Here is a 15,190-nt window from a genome sequence, read left to right on the forward strand (position 1 = left end):
CACGGGCACCGGTGGAGGGATGACATCCTCACCGGCCATGACCCACGTCCGGCGGACCGTCCTCGCCCTCGCGCTCCTCGTCCACCTCGCGGCGCTGTACGTCCCGCGGGTGCCGGGCGACGGTCCGGACCTCTTCCCGGGCGCGGACAAGGTCGTGCACGTCGGTGTCTTCGCGCTCGTCGTCGGCGCGGCGCTGTGGGCGGGGCTGCCGGCGCGGTGGGGGGTGCCGCTGGCGCTCGCGCACGCGGTGGTGAGCGAGGTCGTCCAGCACGTCCTGCTGCCGGCGCGCTCGGGCGACCCGTGGGACGTGCTCGCCGACGTCGTCGGCGTGGCCCTGGGGTGGGCCGTGGCGGCGCGGGTCACACGCGCCGGGCGACGACCATCCGGTTCCGGCCGGTGAGGTCGCGCACGGTCCGCACGTCGGTGAACGCCCCGGTCCCGGCGCAGGCCTCCCGCGCCGCGGCGGCCTGGACCTCGGCGTGCTCCATGACGACGGTCCCGCCCGGGCGCAGGAGGCGGGCCGCCGAGCGCAGGACGGCGCGCGGCACCTCGAGGCCGTCCGCCCCGCCGCCGTAGAGGGCGAGGTCGGGGTCGTGGTCGCGGACCTCAGGGTCCTGCGGGACGGCGTCCGGCGGCACGTAGGGCGGGTTGGAGACGACGACGTCGACCGTGCCGTCCAGCTCCGGCAGCGCCGTCGCGGCGTCGCCGGCGACGAGCGTGACGTGCGGGGCGAGGTCGGCGACGTTCCGGGCGGCCACCGCGAGCGCCTCCGCGCTCAGCTCGACCGCCCAGACGGTGGACGTCGGTACCTCCGTGGCGACGGCGAGCGCGATCGCCGCGGAGCCGGTGCACAGGTCGACGACGCGCGGGGCGCTCACCTGCCCGGCAGCGGTGATGGCCTCCTCGGCGACGAGCTCGGTCTCGGGCCGCACGACGAAGGCACCCGGTTCGCTGACGAGGCGCAGGTGGCGGAAGAACATCTCCCCGGTGAGGTGCTGGAGCGGCTCGCGGCGCCGGCGGCGGTCGACGAGGACGGCGAAGGCGGCGAGCTGGTCCGCGCTCGGCCGTCCCGCCGTGACGAGCGGGCCGCCGAGGACGTGCTCGGCGAGGAGCCGCGCGTCGACGCCGGGCGAGGGCACCGCGGCCTCGGCGAGCAGCGCCTGCGCACCGCGGACGGCCTCGCGCCAGGAGACCCCGACGGCGGCCTCAGGCATGGGCGGCGGCGGCGAGCCGCTCGGCGGCGTCCAGCTCGACGGCGGAGGCGATGACGGCCGCGAGGTCGCCGTCGAGCACGTGGTCGAGGTTGTAGGCCTTGAACCCGGTGCGGTGGTCCGCGATCCGGTTCTCGGGGTAGTTGTACGTGCGGATCCGCTCGGAGCGGTCGACCGTGCGCACCTGGGAGCGGCGCGTGGCGGAGGCGGCCGCGGCGGCTTCCTGCTGGCGGGCGGCGAGCAGCCGCGCACGCAGGACGCGCATCGCCTGCTCGCGGTTCTGCAGCTGGGACTTCTCGTTCTGCATCGACACGACGATCCCGGTGGGGACGTGGGTGATGCGGACGGCGGAGTCGGTCGTGTTGACGCTCTGCCCACCGGGCCCGGAGGAGCGGTAGACGTCGATGCGGAGGTCGTTCTGGTCGATCTCGACCTCGCCGGGGTCTTCCGCCTCGGGGAGCACGAGCACGCCTGCCGCGGAGGTGTGGATGCGGCCCTGGGACTCGGTGACGGGCACGCGCTGGACCCGGTGGACCCCGCCCTCGTACTTCAGGCTGGCCCACACGCCGCCTGCGGGGTCGTCGAGGGTGCCGCGGGACTTCACCGCGACGGCGACGTCCTTGTAGCCGCCGAGGTCGGACTCGGTGGCGCTGATGAGCTGGGTGGACCAGCCGCGGCGCTCGGCGTAGCGCAGGTACATGCGCAGGAGGTCGCCGGCGAAGAGCGCGGACTCCTCCCCGCCCTCCCCCGCCTTGATCTCGAGGATGACGTCGCGGCCGTCGTCGGGGTCCTGGGGGACGAGGACGGCACGGAGGTGCTCGGCGGCGTCGTCGGCGGCCTTGCGGAGGGCCGGCAGCTCGGCGGCGAAGGACTCGTCGACCTCGGCGAGCTCGGCGGCCGCCTCGGCGTCGTCGGTGGCCCGGCGCCAGGCGGTGTAGGCGGACACGACGCGGGTGAGCTCGGCGTAGCGCCGCCCCAGCCGCTTGGCCTTGCCGGCGTCCGCGTGGACGCCGGGATCCGCCAGCGCCGCCTCGATCTCGGCGTGCTCGGCCAGCATCGGCTCGACGGCCGCGAAGTCCTCACTCATGCCGCCCCCCACCACCCCTTCGCATATGTCGGAAAAACGCAGTCCCACTCGCCCTGACACCGTACCGATCCCGCATATGCGTAGAGCGCGGGGGGGGGCGTGGGGGTGGGCAGACGACAGCGCCGGTGGGACTCCTCCCACCGGCGCTGGACGACGACTACTTGCGCTTGCCGTACCGCTGCTCGAAGCGCGCGACTCGACCACCGGTGTCGAGGATCTTCTGCTTGCCCGTGTAGAAGGGGTGGCAGGCGCTGCAGACGTCAGCGTGGATCTCGCCGCTGGTGGCGGTGGAGCGGGTCTCGAACGTGTTCCCACAGGTGCACGTCACCATGGTGGTGACGTACTCGGGGTGGATGCCCTGCTTCATGTGTGTCTCCTTGGTGTGCTTCGCTCCCGGGTCGGCCCGCGCGGTACGTGCCGTGAACCGGAAGTCGACGTTCCATCGTGCCAGAACGCCGCGGCGTGCAGAAATCTTCCCACGGCCGGAGGGCCGGTGCGGTCAGTCGTTGCCCATCCCGGGTGTGGTCTTCTGCACGGTGAGCAGGAACTCGGCGTTCGAGCGCGTCTCGCGCATCTTGCCGAGGAGCAGCTCGACCGCCTGCTGCTGGTCCAGGGCGCTCATGACGCGCCGCAGCTTCCACACGATCCTCAGCTCCTCGGGCGACAGGAGCAGCTCCTCGCGGCGGGTGCCGGACGCGTTGACGTCCACCGCCGGGAAGATCCGCTTGTCGGCCAGCGACCGCGACAGGCGCAGCTCCATGTTCCCGGTGCCCTTGAACTCCTCGAAGATGACCTCGTCCATCTTCGAGCCGGTCTCCACGAGCGCCGATGCGACGATGGTGAGCGAGCCGCCGTTCTCGATGTTGCGGGCCGCGCCGAAGAAGCGCTTGGGCGGGTAGAGCGCCGAGGCGTCCACGCCGCCGGACAGGATGCGGCCGGAGGCGGGGGCGGCGAGGTTGTAGGCGCGCGACAGGCGGGTGATCGAGTCGAGGAGCACGACGACGTCCTGTCCCAGCTCGACGAGACGCTTGGCGCGCTCGATGGCGAGCTCCGCGACGATCGTGTGGTCCGAGGCCGGCCGGTCGAAGGTCGAGGCGATGACCTCACCCTTGACCGTGCGCTGCATGTCGGTGACCTCTTCGGGCCGCTCGTCCACGAGCACGACCATGAGGTGGACCTCGGGGTTGTTCGTCGTGATCGCGTTGGCCATCTGCTGCATGACGATCGTCTTGCCCGCCTTGGGCGGAGCGACGATGAGACCGCGCTGGCCCTTGCCGATGGGGGCGACGAGGTCGACGATCCGGCCGGTCATCGCGGAGGAGACCGTCTCCAGGCGCAGCGGCTCCTGCGGGTAGAGCGGCGTCAGCTTGGAGAACTCCGGACGCTGGCGCGCGCGGTCGGCCGGGGCACCGTTGACGGAGTCGAGCCGGACCAGCGCGTTGAACTTCTGGCGCTGCTGCTCGTCCTGCGGCTGACGGACGGCGCCGGTGACGGCGTCCCCGCGGCGCAGGCCGTGCTTCTTCACCTGGTTGAGCGAGACGTAGACGTCGTTGGGCCCGGGCAGGTAGCCACTCGTGCGGACGAAGGCGTAGTTGTCGAGGATGTCGAGGATGCCCGCCACGGGGAGCAGGACGTCGTCCTCGGTGACCTCGAGCTCGTCGAAGCCCGGCATGTCGCTCGTGCCCGGCCGGCGCTTGCGGTTGCGGTCCCGGTTACGACGGCGGTTGCGACCGGTGCGGTCGGTCTCCGGCTCGACGGCGCGGCGCTGGTCGGCACGGCGCGCGTCCTCCCGGCGGTCATCGACCTCGTCACGCGGCGCGGGCAACTCGATCGCCTCGAGCGCCTTGACAGCGCGCTCGCGGTCGACCGGCTCACGCTGCTGGCGCGCCGGGGGCTGCTCCAGCTGGTCCGCCTGCGCCCGCTCGCGCCGCTCGGCCTGCGCACGCTCACGCTGCTCCGTCTGCGCACGGTCACGCTGCTCCGTCTGCCCGCGGTCATGCTGCTCGGCCTGCGCACGCTCACGCTGCTCCGTCTGCCCGCGGTCATGCTGCTCGGCCTGCGCACGCTCACGCTGCTCCGTCTGCCCACGGTCATGCTGCTCGGCCTGCGGACGCTCGCGGCGGGGCGGGCGCTGCCGCTCGCCGTCGTTCTCCGCGACCTCGGCCACGGGGAGCGCGGGCTGCTCAGCGGTGTCGCCGCCCACGCGGGGCTGGCCGGCCTCGGCGGAGACACGGCGACTGCGCCCGCGACGGGGCGCGGTGGCGGGCGCGTCGGTGGAGAGGCCGGTAGCGACCTCGGCGGCGGGCGCCGCGCCAGGGGCCCCGGCGGCGGGCGCCGCGGCGCCGGCGCCGCTCGAGCTCCCGCGGGCCTCGCGGATGGCGGCGACGAGGTCGCTCTTGCGCATCCGGGTGGTCCCCTTGAGTCCCATGCCGGCGGCGAGCGACTGCAGCTCGGCCAGCTTCATGGTGCTCAGCGAGCCACCGCCGGCGGGGGCCGTGGTGGCGTCACGCTGTTCTGTCACGAGGTTCCTTCCCTCGGGCCCCAGGACCTGAGGCCGGGTGAGCCCGGACGACGTCCGGGGTGATCACTCCGCACGACCACGACCGCAGACAGCGGCAGGAGATCGGGGGGAGGGTGCCGCGGCCCAGGGGCTGGACACCCACGTGGGATCACAGCCCGACGGCGCCGAGGCGCGTCCAGTGTAGCAGTCGGGCGTCCACGGCCGGCGAGGACGGCCGGGCTCCGCGACCGGGGACTTCTGCCCATTGCCCCGCTCCGGCGCCACCGGCAATCATTCAGGCGACACGTCGTGGCAACCGATCCGGAAAGGGGCAGCCAGTGGAGGTCGACGCCGAGGAGGTCAACCGGATCGTCGCGGCCCTGAGGGGCATCATGCTGACACCCCGTGCCGGCGCGGTCGCCGACACCGCCGTCGCCGGGCAGGAGCTCTCCGCGGCGCTGACGACGACGGAGACGACCTGGGCCGCCGAGCTCACCACGCAGGACGCCGCGCTCACCGCGCTGGCCGACTTCCTCGTCGCCGCGCTGGAGACTTTCACCGCCGTCGACGAGTCCCTCGCGACCGCCGCGGCCGGGGAGGGTCCGTGACGGGGCCGCGCGAGGCGGTCGCGCTCGCCCGCCGGCTCAACGCCGCAGCGGTCGCGCCGACCGCGACCCGGCAGGTCGCCGCCGTCGTGCGCACCGCCGGGGCCGCGTCCGTGCTGCGGCTGGGCGACGAGATGCTCACCCGTCCCGACGGGTCACGGCTGCTCGCGGGCGGCATCCGCGCGCGCCTCGCCGCCGGTGACGACGACGCCGCGGTCCGCGTGTGGCTGCGTGCCGTCGCCGACGCGCAGGAGGTCGTCGGCACGACCTCCGTCCCGGTGGCCGACGCCGAGGGGGGCACCCGATGACCATCGCCGAGCTCCTCGAGGGCCTCGACGACGCCGAGGGTGCCCGGAGCGACGCCTACGACGCCCTCCAAGCCGATGCCGGGACGCTGATCGACACCCTCGACCACGCCGTCGGGCTCGCGCAGACGGCTGCCGAGCGCGGGTGCGCGGCCGTGTCCGCCACGCTCGACGCCGATCCCGCTGCGCTGCGTGACGTCGTCGCGGGCTTCCGCTCCGACGCGGTCAGCTGCGCGTCCGCCGCCGACTCCCTGTCCGCGGTGTCCTCCGTCGCGCTGCCCGCCGGCCTCGTCGGCGTCACCGGCACGGCCGTGGGCGAGACGATCTCCGCGACCCTCACCAGCCTGCGCCAGGAGGCGCAGGGCCAGGAGCTCGTCGCCCAGCACCTGTCCACCTACGCGGACGCCCTCGACGAGCTCACCCAGGCCCAGACCGCCGCGCAGACCCGGGCCGAGGGGGGCAGGTCGACCCTCGCCGGCATCCACGTGCCCGACTTCGGCGCCATGCACGGCATCTTCGGCTGGGACTCCCCCTTCCACGACGACTTCGACACGGCGCGGGAGATCGCCGGCTCGGCGCTGGAGGCGCTGCGCGAGGTGTTCTCCGCCGTCGTCGACTACCGCACCGCCCTCGGCGCCCTCCAGGACATGGTGGGGCCGACGGAGGTGGCGCTCGGTGACGCCAACGGCTACGCCCGTGTGGGCGGGGTGATCGCCGGCGGCGCCCCGGTGCCCGCGGGCCTCACCCCGCTCGACCTCATGACCTCCCACTACAGCTCCAGCCCCGACCAGCCGGACGCCTCGATCCTCTCCGACACCGAGTGGGCCCACTTCACCGAGCGGTGGAACTCCCTGACGGACAGGGAGCGCGAGGAGCTCCTCGCGGCGATGTCGGGCACCGCGGACGGCCGCGTCCCCGCGCTGGTCATGTCCGCGCTCGCCACCGGCGCCCCCCTGGCCGCCGTGCTCGCGCTGGCAAGCCGCCTCAAGGCGCTGACCGCCACCCCGGAGGGCCGGGAGGTCATCTCCGAGGTCGCCGGCCTCGACCTCGCCGACGCCGCGGGCGCCGCGGAGCCCGGCGTCCCCGGCAGCCACAACGTCCTCGACGTCGGCGGGGAGGAGTACGACCAGGAGGGCCCCACGTGCGCGTCCACCGACCTGCTCCTCCTCGCCGGCCAGACCGACCCCTTCCTCGCGCTCGTCATCGCGACCGGTGAGCCGGTCGACGGGTACTGGCCCGAGGTCCTCGAGAACGTCGCACCCGCGGACCTCCAGGGCTTGACCCCGGCGGAGCGGTTCCGGCTGCTCCAGGTCGAGGCGCGCAACTACATCAACCAGGGGGACCCCGACCTGCAGTGGAGCCTGGGCGACGACCCGATGGACGAGCCCGGCAGCGTCCGCACCGGCACGGAGTCCGTCACGGGCACCACGCTCACCGCCGACGACGCCGAGTCGCTGGCCGAGATGACCCGCACCGTGGACGCCGGGCAGCCCGTCGCCATCTCCGTCACCGTCGGCGACCTCGGTGACCCGGACAACAACGGTGGCCACCAGCTGCTCGTCGTCGGGCACGAGAACGGCAGCTACCAGGTCTACGAGCCGAACACCGGGGTGTGGACCGTCAGCGCCGAGGACATGGCCGCCGGTGTCCTGCCGCCGGAGGTCGTCGAGAGCATCTTCGGCGCCGACCGCTTCTTCGTCCACGACGGCTACTACCTCCCGTGAGCGCCCGCCGCCGCGCCGCAGTGGCACTCCTCCTCGCCGCGCTCGTCGGTGGCTGCGACAGCGCGCCGTCCCCCTCGCCCTCCCCGTCCACGTCCCCGCCGGCCGGTGCGGGCGTCGACGCCGCCCGTCTGGCCGCCGTCGAGGCGGCGGTGCCGGTGGACGGGCTCGAGGTCCGCGAGGGCGGCGAACGCTCCTGCGCGACGGACGCGCAGTGCCTGCCGGGGACCGTCCGCTCGACGCTCCACGGCAGCGAGGAGCTGCCCGAGCGCAGCTGGGAGGCCACCGCGGGCTGGCTGCGGGAGGCCGTCGAGCCCTGGGTGGCCGACGGCTGGCAGATCGTCTACTCGGTCTGCGCGCCCACCCGGGCGGGCACGGCGCTGGTCAAGGAGCTCGACGCCGACGGCGGCCACTTCGTCGCGCTCGCCCGACTCGACACCCGCGACGGCGCGCGGACGGTGGAGGTGACGGTGCCACGCGCCGAGGAGGGCGCCGACCCATGGGAGACCACGCGCACGATGCTGCCCGATGCCGCGTGCTGGCACGGCGCGGTCCCGGCCGGGCTCGTCGAGCAGTCGACCCCACCGGCCCCCTGAGCAGGGCGGCGCGCCGCGTCAGGCGACGACGAGCCGGGCGCCGCGCGTGACGGCGGGGGTGAGGACCCGCCACCCGTGACGGGTGAAGGCCGCGACGTGGGCGTCGTCGGCGCGGGTGAGCGTGAGGACGCTGGGCCCGGCCCCGGACACGACCGCGGGCAGCCCGAGCTCGCGCAGCGTGTCGATGACGCGCAGCGACTCCTCCATGACGACGGCGCGCTGTCGCTGGTGGAGGCGGTCCTCGGTGGCGGGGAGCAGGAGGTCGGGACGCTCGGCGAGCGCGAGGACGAGCAGCGCTGCCCGCCCGGCGTTGAAGGCACCGTCCTCGTGGGGCACCTGCCGCGGCAGCACCGAGCGGGCGGTGCCGGTGAGCAGCTCCCCCGGTGGGACGAGGACGGTGGGGCGCACGTGCTCCCCCACCCGCAGACGGGCGGCGCGCGGGCGGCCGTCCTGCGACCACGCGACGGTGGCGCCGCCGAGGATCGCGGGCGCCGCGTTGTCCGGGTGCCCCTCGAACTCGGTGGCGAGCGCGAGGATCGTGTCGTCGTCGAGCGCCTCGGGATCCGCGACGAGCCCGCGGGCGGCGACGAGCCCGCCGACGACGGCGGCCGCCGAGGAGCCCAGCCCGCGCCCGTGCGGGATGCGGTTGTGGCAGTGCAGCTCGAGTCCGGCCTGCGGGGCGCCGGCGTGGTCGAGCGCCGCGCGGACGGCGCGGACGACGAGGTGGTTCTCCCCCTCTGGCAGCGCGCCGGCGCCGCTGCCGGAGACGGTGACGTGGGTGAGACCGGTCGTCGCGCGCACGGCGATGTCGTCGACGACGTCGATCGCCAGGCCCAGGGCGTCGAAGCCGGGTCCGAGGTTGGCGCTGGTGGCGGGGACCTGTACCCGCACCGTGTCGTGCGCGAGCCGGCCCATCGTCACGCGAGCCCGAGGGCTGCCGCCGTGGCCGCGGCCTGCGGCGCGACGACCTCGGGGTCGATGTCCGCGTTGCCGAGGGCGGTGGCGGTGTCCTTGAGGCCGTTGCCGGTCACCGTGCACACGATCGTCGCGCCGGCGGGGACCAGGCCCCGCTCGGCGGCCTGGAGCAGGCCGGCGACGCTCGCCGCGGAGGCAGGCTCGACGAAGACGCCGACCTCGCGGGCGAGGAGCGCCTGCGCGTCGAGGATCTGCGCGTCGCTCACGGCGTCGATCCAGCCGCCGGACTCGTCGCGCGCAGCCTCTGCCAGCGTCCAGGACGCCGGGTTGCCGATGCGGATCGCCGTCGCGACGGTCTCGGGGTGCTCCACGGGTGCGCCCTTGACGAGGGGCGCGGCGCCCTCGGCCTGAACGCCCCACATCTGCGGGGTGCGGGTGGCGCGTGCCGGCAGGCCCGGGGCATCGGTCGCGTACTCGCGGTAGCCCATCCAGTAGGCCGAGATGTTTCCGGCGTTGCCGACCGGCAGGACGTGGATGTCCGGGGCGTCACCGAGGGCGTCGACGACCTCGAAGGCGGCGGTCTTCTGCCCCTGGAGCCGGAAGGGGTTGACGGAGTTGACGAGCGCGACCGGGTAGTCCTCGGCAAGCGTGCGGACGATCCGCAGGCAGTCGTCGAAGTTGCCGTCCACGGCCACGAGCTCGGCGCCATGGACGATCGCCTGGGCGAGCTTGCCGGCGGCGATCTTCCCGGCGGGCAGCACGACGGCGCAGCGCAGGCCGGCGCGCACGGCGTAGGCGGCGGCGGAGGCGGAGGTGTTGCCGGTGGACGCGCACACGACCATCTCGGTGTCCGTCGCGGCGACCTTCGACATGGCCATCGTCATGCCGCGGTCCTTGAAGGAGCCGGTGGGGTTGGCGCCCTCCACCTTGACGTGGACCCGCGCGCCGACGCGCTCGCTGAGCACGGGCGCCGCGACGAGCGGCGTCCCGCCCTCGCCGAGGGTGACGACGGGGTCACCGGGCTCGATCGGCAGCCGGTCGGCGTACTCGGTGATCACGCCTCGCCACTGGTGCGCCATCAGACGTCCTCCACCCTGGTCACGGCCAGCACGCGCTTGACCGACGGAATACGGGCGACGGCGTCCGCCGTCGCTGCCAGCGCGGCCTCGCTGGCGCGGTGCGTGACGACGACGAGCACGGCGGCGCCGTCGGCGGCGTGCGCCTGCTCCTGCGTCACGGTCTGGATCGACAGGCCCTTCTCGCCGAAGGTGCCCGCGATCTGGGCGAGCACGCCGGGCACGTCGGCAACCTCGAGGCGCAGCTGGAACTGCGTCGTCACCTCGTCGCCGCCGAGCAGCGGGAGGTCCGCGTAGCGCGACTCGGCCGGGCCGCGTCCGCCGGAGACGCGGTTGCGCCCGGCCGCGACGACGTCGCCGAGCACGGCGGACGCCGTCGGGGCCCCGCCGGCACCCTGCCCGTAGAACATGAGCCGGCCCGCGGCCTCGGTGTCGACGACGACGGCGTTGTAGGCGCCGTGGACCGCGGCCAGCGGGTGCTCGCGCGGCAGCAGCGCGGGGTGGACCCGCACCGAGATGCCCTCCCCGGCCGCGGTGGTGCGCCGCTCGGCGACGGCGAGCAGCTTGATGACGTGGTGGCCGCGGGTGGCGGCCTCGACGTCGCCGGCGGTGACGTAGCGGATCCCCTCGACGGGGACGTCGTCGATGCTCACCCGGGTGTGGAAGGCGAGGGAGGCGAGGATGGCGATCTTCGCGGCGGCGTCGTGGCCGTCGATGTCCGCGGTCGGGTCGGCCTCCGCGTAGCCGAGGGCCTGCGCGTCGGCGAGCGCCTCGCCGAAGCCGACGCCGCGGGAGGTCATCTCGTCGAGGATGAAGTTCGTCGTGCCGTTGACGATGCCGACGACGCGCCGCACGTGGTCCCCGGCGAAGGACTCGCGCACCCCGCGCACCACGGGGACAGCACCGGCGACGGCGGCCTCGAAGTACAGGTCGACCCCGCGCTCCTCGGCGGCCTCGTAGAGCTCGGGCCCATGGGCGGCGAGCAGGGCCTTGTTCGCGGTGACGACGCCCGCGCCGGCCGAGATCGCCTCGAGCACGAGGCTGCGGGCAGGTTCGATGCCGCCCATGAGCTCGATGACGAGGTCCGCGTCGCGGACGAGGCCCGTCGCGTCGGTGGTGAGCAGCCGGGTGTCGACGACGTCGGCCCGGGGAACGGTGGTGTCCCGCACCGCGATGCCCACGACCTCGAGCCGGGCCCCGGTCCGCGCGGTGAGGTCGCCTGCCTGCTCCGTCAGCAGCCGCACCACCTCGGTCCCCACGGTCCCGCACCCGAGCACGGCGACGCGCAGCGCCCGCTCACTCATCGACAACTCCTCTTCCTCGGTGCCGCGGTCAGGATAGGGGTGCCCGCCCGGTGCCGGTGACGGGGTCCAGTCCTCGGCGTCGGCCGTCGCGTCAGTCGCCGACCACCCAGGCGGACGGCGCCGCGCCCTGGGAGCACTGCTGCGGGACTCCCTCGACGTCCGCGAGCGGGACGGCGGTGGCATCCAGCGTCAGCGCCTGGCCGAGCTCGGTCTCGGTGCCGTCCACGCTCACCCGAGGAGGTGCCTGGAGGAGCTCGGCGTCGGCGGCGAAGAGCAGCAGCTCCGGCTGCCCGCCCGGCTGGAGAGCGAGGCAGCCGCCAGGGCCCGAGATGAGCTTGCCCTCGAGGGGCGCCGCGTCGCCCGGGGCCTCGCCCTCCGTCACGGTCAGCAGGATGATCCCCCGGCCCTCAGCGGTCACCGTCAGTCCGTGCGCGGCGGGCTCGTCCTCGGTCGCCTCGTCGGCGGAGGCCTCCTCGGTGGTGGGGGCCTCGGCAGTGGCCGCCGTGGCGTCCTCGGTGGTGGCGGGCTCGTCCGCCGGCTCCTCCTCGCCACCGCAGGCTCCCAGGGCGAGTGCCAGCGCCACTGCCGCCGAGGCGGCGCTGGCGCGGTGAAGGGCGGTGGTCGGACGTGTCACGGTGATGGCTCCCGGGGTCGTGGCGCAGGACCGGACCGGTGCCACGCTCGGGGACGACTGTACGGGCGGCCGGCGGGCGCACCGAGCGTGCGGAGCGCCCGCTGGCGCCGGCGGAACGCGCACCATTGCGCGCGCTCCGGGCGGTGGGACCCCGCTCAGTCCATCCGCTCGTAGGCGGGCAAGGTGAGGAAGTCCACGTAGTCGTCGGCGACGGCCACGTCGAGGAAGGTCGAGCGTGCCTCCTCGTAGTCGGCGGCGTCGCCTGGCAGCTTGGCCACCTCCTCCTCGACCAGCCGCTCGACCAGCGCCCGGGTCACCTGCTTCCCGGTGTCTGCGAGCGTGATGCGGTTGTGCAGCCACTGCCACACCTGCGAGCGGGAGATCTCCGCGGTGGCGGCGTCCTCCATGAGGTCGAAGATCGCCACGGCACCCAGCCCACCGAGCCACGCGTGCAGGTACTGGATCCCCACGGAGATGTTCGAGCGCAGTCCCTCCTCGGTGACCGTCCCGGGCGTGGAGGCGACGTCGAGCAGGTCCGCCGCGGTGACGTGGACGTCCTCGCGGGTGCGGTCGATCTGGTTCGGCCGGTCACCGAGGACCGAGGTGAAGACCTCCTTGCACACCTCGACCATCCCGGGGTGGGCCACCCACGAGCCGTCGAAGCCGTCCCCGGCCTCCCGCGTCTTGTCCGCGCGCACCTTGGCAAAGGCCTGCTCGTTGGCGGCCGTGTCCCGGCTCGGGATGAAGGCCGCCATGCCGCCGATCGCGTGGGCCCCGCGCTTGTGGCAGGTGTGCACGAGCAGCTCGGTGTAGGCACGCATGAACGGCACGGTCATGGTGATCTGGTTCCGGTCCGGCAGCAGGAACTCCGCCCCGCGGGTGCGGAAGGTCTTGATCACCGAGAAGAGGTAGTCCCAGCGTCCGGCGTTCAGGCCGGCGGAGTGGTCCCGCAGCTCGTAGAGGATCTCCTCCATCTCGAAGGCGGCCGGAAGTGTCTCGATGAGCACGGTGGCGCGGATGGTGCCCTGCGGGATGCCCAGTGCGTCCTGTGCGAGGACGAAGGCGTCGTTCCAGAGCCGTGCCTCCAGGTGGGACTCCATCTTCGGCAGGTAGAAGTAGGGACCCATCCCCTTCTCGACCTGCCGACGGCCGGCCGTGGCGACGTAGAGCGCGAAGTCGACCAGCGAGCCGGACGTCTCCTTGCCGTCGACGAGGATGTGCTTCTCGGGCAGGTGCCACCCGCGGGGCCGCATGATGATGGTCGGCAGCTCGTCGTCGGGCCGCAGCCTGTACTCCTTGCCCGTGTCGGGCGCCGTGAAGTCGATCGTCCGGTTGATCGCGTCGAGCAGGTTGAGCTGTCCGCCGACGACCGAGCTCCAACGCGGGGTGTTCGCGTCCTCCTGGTCCGCGAGCCATCCCTTCGCGCCCGAGTTCAGGGCGTTGATCGCCATCTTGCGGTCCGTCGGCCCGGTGATCTCGACCCGTCGGTCGACGAGGCCGGGAGCGGGGGCGGCCACTCGCCAGGAGTCGTCCTCACGGATGTGCGCCGTCTCCGGCAGGAAGTCGAGCGTCCCTCCGTCGGCGATGCGGCGCAGCCGCTCCTGCCGAGCTGCGAGGAGCTCGTGGCGGCGCGCGCCCAGGCGGCGGTGCAGCGTGACGATGAGGTCGAGCGCGTCGGGGGTGAGCACCTCGGTGTCACGCTCCCCCGGCTGCACGGTGATGGTCAGGCCCTCGGGCAGGTCCACGGCGGTTCTCCTTGTCTCGTGTCTTCTCGGTCGGTTCAGGCGCTCAGCTGGTCGCGCAGGGCCGCGACGTGTCCGTGGGCCTCGACGTCGTACTGCGCGCTGCGCACGGTGGCGTCGGTGCCGATGACGAAGGTGCAGCGGTGCACCCCGTCGAAGGTCCGCTCCCCGACCGTCTTCGGACCCCACGTGCCGTAGGCGTCCGAGACGGCGTGGTCGGCGTCCGAGAGCAGCGGGAAGGTGAGGCGCTCGGCCTCGACGAAGGCCTGGATGTCCTCCGGCGGGTCGGCGGAGATGCCGACGACGGCGTAGCCGGCCGCGGCGAGCGAGCCCAGGTTGTCCCGGAAGTCGCAGGCCTCGGTCGTGCAGCCCGGCGTGCCGGCCTTCGGGTAGAAGTACACGACGGCGCCGCGCTCGGCGCCGGCGAGGACCTCGCTGAGGGTCACGGGAGACCCGTCGGCGGCGGGCAGGGTGAAGTCGGGCGCAGAATCGCCCGCGGTGAGTCGTGGCATGGCACCTTTCCTTTCGTTGTACGGAAGTGTAGTTCCACTGTACGGTTTATGCCATCGCCCCCGGGACACTTCCGTGCGACCATCACGGGGACGTCGCCGTCCTCCGTCACCAGAGAAGGAGCCAGTCATGGCTGAGCGCACCTACTGGGCCACCCACGGTGGCCACCCGCCCCAGACCGATCTCCTCACGGACCGGGCGATGTTCCGCGAGGCGTACGCCGTCATCCCCCGGGGCACCCAGCGGGACATCGTCACCTCGAACCTGCCGCTGTGGGAGGGCACCCGCCTGTGGGTGCTCGCCCGGCCGCTCACCGGCTTCGCGGAGACCTTCTCGCAGTACCTCATGGAGGTGTCGCCGGGCGGGGGCTCCGACAGCCCCGAGGACGATCCCGGCGCCGAGGCCGTCCTGTTCGTCATGGAGGGCGAGCTCACGCTGACCGTGCGCGGGGACGAGCACCACGCGATGGCGCCGGGCGGCTACGCCTTCCTCGCCCCCGGCGAGCAGTGGACGGTCCGCAACCACGCCGCGGAGCCGGTGCGCTTCATGTGGATCCGCAAGGCGTACCAGCGGGTAGAAGGTGTGGACGTGCCCGAGTCCTTCGTGACCAACGAGCAGGACGTCGCCCCCACGCCGATGCCCGACACCGACGGGAAGTGGGCGACCACCCGTTTCGTCGACCCGAACGACGTGCGGCACGACATGCACGTGACGATCGTGACCTTCCAGCCCGGTGGCCTCATCCCGTTCGCCGAGACCCACGTGATGGAGCACGGGCTGTACGTCCTGGAGGGGCAGGCGGTGTACCGGCTCAACGAGGACTGGGTCGAGGTGCAGGCCGGTGACTTCATGTGGTTGCGCGCCTTCTGCCCCCAGGCCTGCTACGCCGGGGGGCCGAGGCCGTTCCGGTACCTGCTGTACAAGGACGTCAACCGTCATGTCCGCCTGGGCCTCGGCGGCATGCACCGCTGAGGCCCAGGCGTC

Annotated in this window: 16 protein-coding genes; 6 read left to right on the forward strand and 10 right to left on the reverse strand. The window is 73.8% G+C overall.

What is annotated here, in order from left to right; all coding sequences use genetic code 11:
- The first annotated feature begins 37 nt into the window (after nt 1–37).
- Nucleotides 38–400: a VanZ family protein gene (locus M3148_RS06195; RefSeq protein ID WP_251303821.1), complete on the forward strand. Its 363-nt coding sequence runs from the start codon at nt 38–40 to the stop codon at nt 398–400.
- On the opposite strand, the gene prmC is transcribed toward M3148_RS06195, so the two are convergent.
- From prmC to rho, 4 genes are all read right to left on the reverse strand, one after another.
- Nucleotides 360–1,214, reverse strand: a complete 855-nt coding sequence (gene prmC / locus M3148_RS06200) for a peptide chain release factor N(5)-glutamine methyltransferase (protein ID WP_251303822.1) — start codon at nt 1,212–1,214, stop codon at nt 360–362. The genes M3148_RS06195 and prmC overlap by 41 nt on opposite strands.
- Nucleotides 1,207–2,298 carry a peptide chain release factor 1 gene (prfA, locus tag M3148_RS06205; protein ID WP_251303823.1) on the reverse strand — a complete coding sequence of 364 codons (1,092 nt, stop codon included), beginning with the start codon at nt 2,296–2,298 and terminating at the stop codon, nt 1,207–1,209. The genes prmC and prfA overlap by 8 nt, the downstream gene beginning before the upstream one ends.
- 157 nt (nt 2,299–2,455) lie before the next feature.
- The gene (rpmE, locus tag M3148_RS06210; protein WP_251303824.1) at nt 2,456–2,665 is read right to left on the reverse strand and encodes a 50S ribosomal protein L31; all 210 of its coding nucleotides are present in this window, start codon (nt 2,663–2,665) and stop codon (nt 2,456–2,458) included.
- A gap of 132 nt (nt 2,666–2,797) precedes the next feature.
- Nucleotides 2,798–4,762, reverse strand: coding sequence for a transcription termination factor Rho (gene rho / locus M3148_RS06215; RefSeq protein ID WP_251304093.1), 1,965 nt, complete (start codon nt 4,760–4,762; stop codon nt 2,798–2,800).
- A 374-nt stretch (nt 4,763–5,136) separates the two neighbouring features.
- Between rho and M3148_RS06220 the strand changes: the two genes are divergently transcribed.
- The 4 genes from M3148_RS06220 to M3148_RS06235 are packed head-to-tail and all read left to right on the forward strand — an operon-like array spanning nt 5,137 to nt 8,025.
- Nucleotides 5,137–5,406: a hypothetical protein gene (locus tag M3148_RS06220; protein WP_251303825.1), complete on the forward strand. Its 270-nt coding sequence runs from the start codon at nt 5,137–5,139 to the stop codon at nt 5,404–5,406.
- A complete protein-coding gene (locus M3148_RS06225) occupies nt 5,403–5,711 on the forward strand; it encodes a hypothetical protein (protein WP_251303826.1) in 309 nt (102 codons plus the stop codon). Before M3148_RS06220 ends, M3148_RS06225 begins: the two co-directional genes overlap by 4 nt.
- A complete protein-coding gene (locus M3148_RS06230; RefSeq protein WP_251303827.1) occupies nt 5,708–7,432 on the forward strand; it encodes a hypothetical protein in 1,725 nt (574 codons plus the stop codon). The genes M3148_RS06225 and M3148_RS06230 overlap by 4 nt, the downstream gene beginning before the upstream one ends.
- Nucleotides 7,429–8,025 (forward strand): hypothetical protein, encoded by a 597-nt coding sequence (locus tag M3148_RS06235; protein ID WP_251303828.1) that lies wholly within the window; start codon nt 7,429–7,431, stop codon nt 8,023–8,025. The genes M3148_RS06230 and M3148_RS06235 overlap by 4 nt, the downstream gene beginning before the upstream one ends.
- A gap of 18 nt (nt 8,026–8,043) precedes the next feature.
- On the opposite strand, the gene thrB is transcribed toward M3148_RS06235, so the two are convergent.
- The 6 genes from thrB to bcp form a co-directional block, all read right to left on the reverse strand.
- Entirely contained in the window at nt 8,044–8,940 is an 897-nt protein-coding gene (gene thrB, locus M3148_RS06240; protein WP_251304094.1) for a homoserine kinase, read from the reverse strand.
- A gap of 2 nt (nt 8,941–8,942) precedes the next feature.
- Nucleotides 8,943–10,019 carry a threonine synthase gene (gene thrC / locus M3148_RS06245; RefSeq protein WP_251303829.1) on the reverse strand — a complete coding sequence of 359 codons (1,077 nt, stop codon included), beginning with the start codon at nt 10,017–10,019 and terminating at the stop codon, nt 8,943–8,945.
- Nucleotides 10,019–11,320, reverse strand: a complete 1,302-nt coding sequence (locus tag M3148_RS06250; protein ID WP_251303830.1) for a homoserine dehydrogenase — start codon at nt 11,318–11,320, stop codon at nt 10,019–10,021. Before M3148_RS06250 ends, thrC begins: the two co-directional genes overlap by 1 nt.
- A gap of 91 nt (nt 11,321–11,411) precedes the next feature.
- A complete protein-coding gene (locus M3148_RS06255) occupies nt 11,412–11,954 on the reverse strand; it encodes a hypothetical protein (RefSeq protein WP_251303831.1) in 543 nt (180 codons plus the stop codon).
- A 155-nt stretch (nt 11,955–12,109) separates the two neighbouring features.
- Nucleotides 12,110–13,699, reverse strand: coding sequence for a malate synthase A (gene aceB, locus M3148_RS06260; RefSeq protein ID WP_251303832.1), 1,590 nt, complete (start codon nt 13,697–13,699; stop codon nt 12,110–12,112).
- Nucleotides 13,700–13,734: 35 nt separating this feature from the next.
- Entirely contained in the window at nt 13,735–14,208 is a 474-nt protein-coding gene (bcp, locus tag M3148_RS06265) for a thioredoxin-dependent thiol peroxidase (RefSeq protein ID WP_251303833.1), read from the reverse strand.
- A 127-nt stretch (nt 14,209–14,335) separates the two neighbouring features.
- Here bcp and M3148_RS06270 point away from each other — a divergent pair, with 127 nt between their 5' ends.
- Complete coding sequence (locus M3148_RS06270; protein ID WP_251303834.1) at nt 14,336–15,178, forward strand: bifunctional allantoicase/(S)-ureidoglycine aminohydrolase; 843 nt, start codon at nt 14,336–14,338, stop codon at nt 15,176–15,178.
- Nucleotides 15,179–15,190: the final 12 nt, after the last annotated feature.

It is taken from the genome of Georgenia satyanarayanai (assembly GCF_023715365.1).
Taxonomy (GTDB): Bacteria; Actinomycetota; Actinomycetes; order Actinomycetales; family Actinomycetaceae; genus Oceanitalea; species Oceanitalea satyanarayanai_B.